Source organism: Microcystis sp. M53603_WE2 (genome assembly GCF_030065435.1).
The window spans coordinates 1-5,393 of the sequence record NZ_JASJFF010000817.1; the positions used below are offsets into that span (position 1 = coordinate 1).

Annotated in this window: 7 protein-coding genes; 4 read left to right on the forward strand and 3 right to left on the reverse strand. The window is 42.7% G+C overall.

Going from position 1 to position 5,393, the window contains the following annotated elements:
- Positions 1-865, forward strand: an 865-nt coding sequence (gene gap, locus PX481_RS17410) for a type I glyceraldehyde-3-phosphate dehydrogenase (protein WP_288095202.1), incomplete at its 5' end; no start/stop codon positions are given.
- A 95-nt stretch (positions 866-960) separates the two neighbouring features.
- Here the strand turns inward: gap and PX481_RS17415 are convergent.
- The gene (locus tag PX481_RS17415) at positions 961-1,737 is read right to left on the reverse strand and encodes an ABC transporter permease (RefSeq protein WP_288095204.1); all 777 of its coding nucleotides are present in this window, start codon (positions 1,735-1,737) and stop codon (positions 961-963) included.
- 126 nt (positions 1,738-1,863) lie between these two features.
- Between PX481_RS17415 and PX481_RS17420 the strand changes: the two genes are divergently transcribed.
- The gene (locus tag PX481_RS17420) at positions 1,864-3,000 is read left to right on the forward strand and encodes a DegT/DnrJ/EryC1/StrS family aminotransferase (protein ID WP_002760701.1); all 1,137 of its coding nucleotides are present in this window, start codon (positions 1,864-1,866) and stop codon (positions 2,998-3,000) included.
- A gap of 4 nt (positions 3,001-3,004) precedes the next feature.
- Entirely contained in the window at positions 3,005-3,199 is a 195-nt protein-coding gene (locus PX481_RS17425) for a hypothetical protein (protein ID WP_002760699.1), read from the forward strand.
- A gap of 558 nt (positions 3,200-3,757) precedes the next feature.
- On the opposite strand, the gene PX481_RS17430 is transcribed toward PX481_RS17425, so the two are convergent.
- On the reverse strand, positions 3,758-3,883 hold the full coding sequence (locus PX481_RS17430; RefSeq protein ID WP_288024245.1) for a hypothetical protein: 126 nt from the start codon (positions 3,881-3,883) through the stop codon (positions 3,758-3,760).
- 10 nt (positions 3,884-3,893) lie between these two features.
- Here PX481_RS17430 and PX481_RS17435 point away from each other — a divergent pair, with 10 nt between their 5' ends.
- Complete coding sequence (locus tag PX481_RS17435; RefSeq protein ID WP_002760692.1) at positions 3,894-4,223, forward strand: hypothetical protein; 330 nt, start codon at positions 3,894-3,896, stop codon at positions 4,221-4,223.
- Positions 4,224-4,471: 248 nt separating this feature from the next.
- Here the strand turns inward: PX481_RS17435 and hflX are convergent.
- A partial coding sequence (hflX, locus tag PX481_RS17440; protein WP_288095207.1) for a GTPase HflX occupies positions 4,472-5,393 on the reverse strand: 922 nt, incomplete at its 5' end.

A 5,393-nucleotide genomic window follows, 5' to 3' on the forward strand; every position in this document is an offset into this window, starting at 1 on the left:
GTTAGGCAAACTTAACGCTAATATCGATGCCGATGATAATTCTTTAATTGTTAACGGTAAAACCATTAAATGTTATTCCGATCGCAATCCCCTCAATCTGCCCTGGGCAGAATGGGGTGTAGATCTAGTGATCGAAGCTACTGGTGTTTTCGTCGATGAAGAGGGCGCTTCTAAGCATATTGTCGCAGGAGCTAAAAAAGTCCTCATTACCGCACCGGGTAAAGGTTCGGGTGTGGGAACCTATGTAGTTGGTGTCAACGCTCACGAATACGAACACGATAAATACAACGTCATCAGTAATGCCAGTTGTACCACCAACTGTCTGGCTCCTGTCGTCAAAGTGATTCACGAAAACTTCGGCATCATCAAAGGGACGATGACCACCACCCACAGTTACACTGGTGATCAACGCATTCTTGATGCTAGTCACCGGGATCTCCGTCGCGCTCGCGCCGCTGCCGTTAACATCGTTCCCACCTCCACCGGTGCCGCTAAAGCTGTAGCCTTAGTTATCCCCGAAATGAAAGGGAAACTTAACGGGATCGCCCTGCGTGTACCCACTCCTAACGTTTCTGTGGTGGATTTAGTCGCACAAGTGGAAAAAAGCACGATCGCGGAACAGGTAAACGAAGTCCTCAAAGAAGCTGCGGAAAATTCTTTGAAAGGAATTCTCGAATATAATGATTTACCCCTCGTTTCCTCTGATTATCGCGGTGTTGATGCCTCCTCGATCATCGATGCTAGTCTAACGATGGTGATGGGTGGCGATATGGTGAAAGTTATCGCTTGGTACGATAACGAATGGGGTTACTCCCAACGCGTGGTTGATCTCGCTGAAGTCGTCGCCAGCAAGTGGAAAGGCTAAATCAGTGATCAGTAAACAGTAATCAGTGAACAGTGGGCGTTAATTAGGAGTCAGGAGTGGTTAGTGATAACTGATAACTGACTAACTGATAACTGTTAACTGATAAGTGATAAATTCTCACCGAAAAAGCGCCGATAGATTCCCTCTGTCACCAATTGAGCGGTGATTAGGTTAGCTAGGGCAATCATAAACAGGATCAGTATCTGGTAGGAAGCGGCGTTTAAAGGTTCACTTCCTGCCAATACCTGTCCGGTGAACATTCCGGGTAAACTGACTAAACCCACCACCATCATCTGATTGAGGGTGGGTATTAAACTAGCTCGAATCGCTTCTTTTTGATAAGCTGCGATCGCTTGTTGAGGGGTTGCCCCTAAACAAAGATGGGTTTCGATTTCCAAACGGTGACTTTTAATGGCACTGCTTAATCTCTCCCCGGCTAAAGAGGCACTATTCATCGCTTGCCCTAACACCATCCCCGTCAAGGGAATTAAGTATTGGGGCGAGTACCATTGTTCTGGTTGAATAATTAAAGCGATCGCATAACCTAAAGTTAGACAGCTACTAATCAACAGAGAGCCAAAAACTAGGGGTAATAAGCCTTTATCTCGGCTATCGATGCGATTTTTAGCAACAATAGTCGCGATAGTCATCATTACTGCCAAAATCCCCAGCACGGCCAGAGGATTATCCAGGGAAAAAATAACGGCGATAACGTAGCCTACCACTAATAATTGCAGGATCGATCGACCGGTCGCTAATAATAATTGTCCCTCTAGAGCTAAATTTGACCAACGGGAGAGGATTAAACAAATACCCATCATCCCCAAAGCCCAACCCAAATCCACCAGATTTAGTTCTACTAATCCATCCATAAAAATAAAAGAAACAAATTACAACAATACTTAATCTATAAATAGCAAGTTTATAATTATTTTTGACTAATTATTCCTTCTTTTCCCCAACAAATCCCGATTAGTCTCTAATTTGAGTGAAAGCGCGTGAGTACAATTCCCCCCGTCGATTTATCCCGTCAATACCAAGTCATCAGCGAAGAAGCTAACCATGCCGTTTTAGAAATCCTCCGTTCTGGGCGCTATATTGGCGGTGAAGTTGTGAGCGAATTAGAACGACAATTTGCCCTCTATCACGGTGTTAGCGATTGTGTTGCCTGTAATTCGGGAACCGATGCCCTTTATCTGGCACTGCGCGCCCTCGGTATTCAAGCGGGGGATGAAGTAATTACTTCCACTTTTTCTTTTATTGCCACCGCCGAAGCGATTAATTTAGTCGGGGCAGTGCCGGTTTTTGTCGATATCGATATCAATACTTTTAACCTCGATGTGGCACTGTTGGAAAAAGCGCTTACTCCCCAGACTAAAGCGATTATCCCAGTACACCTTTTTGGGCAATCTGTCAATATGTCTGAGGTGGTAAATTTCGCTCGTTCTCATAATTTATTGGTGATTGAGGATTGCGCTCAAGCAACGGGAGCAGAATGGCATGGGCAGAAAGTGGGGAGTATCGGCGATATTGGCTGTTTTAGCTTCTTTCCCACCAAAAATTTAGGCGGTTGTGGCGATGGTGGCGCAATTACCACCAATAACCCCGAGTTAGCGGCACAAATTCGCATGATTAAAGAACACGGCAGCAAGGTGCGTTATCTCCACGAGGTAATCGGGGTAAATAGCCGCTTAGATGCCATTCAAGCGGTTATTTTGCAAATTAAGCTAAAATATCTCGATTTTTGGAATAATCAACGGATCGAGATTGCCCAACGTTATCGAGAATTACTGCAACCCTTGCCTAATATCACTTTACCTACCGCTTTAGCTGGGGGTAAGCACGTTTGGAATCAGTACACAATCCTAACGGAAAATCGTGACCAAATTCGGGCAGCTTTGCAGGAAAAAGATGTCCTATCCATGGTTTATTATCCGATTCCCCTACATTTACAGCCGGTTTATCAGTATTTAGGCTATAAAAAAGGTGATTTACCCATGGCTGAATTGGCCAGTGAAAAAGTGTTATCTTTGCCTATGTTCCCCGATTTAAGCTGCGAGGAACAACAACAGGTAGCCTATGCGCTGAAAGATTGTTTGCATAGTTTTTCAATTTATGATTTAGCCGAGGATTGAACTAATGAGTCAGATAAATGAGCGTTCAAAACCAGCCAAGTATTCACTATATAACTTAAGAAAAGTAAAGCGTGATTTAGTCTATGATGCCTGGGATTTCTGGCGTACTCTAACTCAAAAAGATCAACTAGAAAAAGTCATCAATCAAAGAGAAATTCGTTTTATCGGTTTGAAACGTAGTGGTAATCATGCGGTGTGAAATTGGATTAGAGCGCAAGAACAAGATTCTTATTTTCCGAATAATGTTAATGTTAGTATCAGTCCTTTTAGGCATTTTCATCTACACTTCAACCCTTATGGGTTTTCGAGAGGAAGCTTGGGGAAATTTCAAGACTAAAAACTGTTTTTTGTATAGCTACGAAGACCATAGTATTGCCAAAATAACTGAGCAAAAATATGAAAAAAAACATGATCTTTATGTAGGGAAAACCAGTCATAAGTAGGTGGGTGGAATTAAATATAAGATGAACGTAGGTTGGGTTGAAGCATGAAACCCAACGCCCGATTATGTTACGCTACCGCTAACCCATCCTACAAATAATTGTGCCTCCCTACTTAGGTACGATGTACTTTTACTCAGAGATACGTTTAATCTGATTGCCAGTCGTTTGAAAAAGGGATTTTTATCTGTCAAGACAAAAGGAATGTCTCTGACTGATATGTGGATTGAATACGCCAAAGAATTCCTTGAAGAAACTAGCTATCTAAGTAATAACAAGGTTATTATTAATTACAATCTATGGTTTTCTGATATTAGTTATCGTCGAGAAATTTGGTTCTTCGTTACTTGGTATGGTTCGATAGGGGGGCATAAATCGACTAAATCTTTATCTGGCAAGAGACTTAATTGATTAGTTCGCTCTAGATAAAAAACAATTGACAAAAATCGCTAAATGCCTTTCTATATAAGGGTTCCATCCCTTATAACCCCCGTCCATTGCATAACAATTACCGAAGAGCCAGAAATTTCCGCCGCTCTTAATCTAGAGTTTTCTGATGCTGGCTTAAATTATGTTAGTAGTTATGGTGGTGGCAGTTCCTTTGAAAAGCAGAACTTTACTGGCAATGCTCAACAGATGGATGTGACTAATCGCTGGAAACTATTTCTTGACAATGACGAGTTTTTGAAGTTAATCAAAAATGATGAGCTTTTACACTATTCCGAAAAAATCTTTGGTAAGCGTCCCGATACCGAGTTAATTTATCTTGGGGCTAATAGATGATAGTTATAATAACTGAATAACTGATACAAAATCCTGTTTAAAAGGTATGGGAGAGTGGGAAGTGGGAATTATAAATTAGGAATTAGGAAGTGGGAATTATAAATTATAAATTAGGAAGTGGTAAGTGGGAATTAGGAAGTGGGAATTAGGAAGTGGTAAGAATAAATAAAAATAATCTCCTGACTCCTGAATACTGACTCCTAACTCCTGTCTCCTGTCTCCTGAATACTGACAGCTTACTGCTATACTTAAGCAATTAAATCGATTAACTTTTGTTTTAAAGTTTCCAATCCTAGGCGACGAATAGCCGAGATAAAAACAGCTTGGGGATATTTTTCCTTAGCTATTTCCAAATCGTCGCTTTTTACCTGATCCAACTTATTAAACACCATTAACATTGGACCAGTTTGAATCGGCATCTCCGAGAGGATTTTTAACACCGAGGCAATCTGACTTTCCCAAGCTGGATGGGAGAGATCCACCAGATGGAGTAATGCGTCTGCTTCCGTTACTTCCTCTAAAGTTGCCCGAAAAGCATCCACCAGCGAGGGGGGTAATTCGTGGATAAAACCCACCGTATCGGTTAGTAACAGGGTGTGAGAGACTTGGGTGAGGGGATCGGTAATAGTTAAGCGTCGGGTGGTGGGATCGAGGGTAGCAAACAGTTGATCGGCGGTATAAACTTCGGCAGCGGTGAGAGCATTAATTAAAGTAGATTTTCCCGCATTGGTGTAGCCGACGATCGCCACACTGGCTACATCTTGTTTTTGCCGTTGTTTGCGTAAACGGGAACGATGAGCTTGCAGTTGATCCACCTCATCCTGGAGACGGGATAAACGACGTTGAATAGTTCGGCGTTCTGTTTCTAATTTTGTCTCCCCCGGTCCGCGAGTGCCAATTCCTCCCCCTAATCTCGACATAGCTAATCCGCGCCCGGTGAGACGGGGTAAAGTGTATTCTAATTGGGCTAATTCTACCTGTAGTTTACCCGCTTGCGATTGGGCCCGTTGGGCGAAAATATCCAGGATTACCTCGGTGCGATCGACCACTCTCACCCCGATTTGGTTCTCTAGATTGCGAATTTGGGCGGGAGAAAGGTCGCGATTGAATACAACTAAATTAGCCCCCGAAGTTTGCACCTGTAGGGCGATTTCTGCCACTTTTCCCGAA

Coding starts and splice junctions, on each gene's coding strand:
- PX481_RS17415 (WP_288095204.1), bottom strand. CDS start 1,737: ATGGATGGATTAGTAGAACTAAATCTGGTGGATTTGGGTTGGGCTTTG.
- PX481_RS17425 (WP_002760699.1), top strand. CDS start 3,005: ATGAGTCAGATAAATGAGCGTTCAAAACCAGCCAAGTATTCACTATAT.
- PX481_RS17435 (WP_002760692.1), top strand. CDS start 3,894: ATGCCTTTCTATATAAGGGTTCCATCCCTTATAACCCCCGTCCATTGC.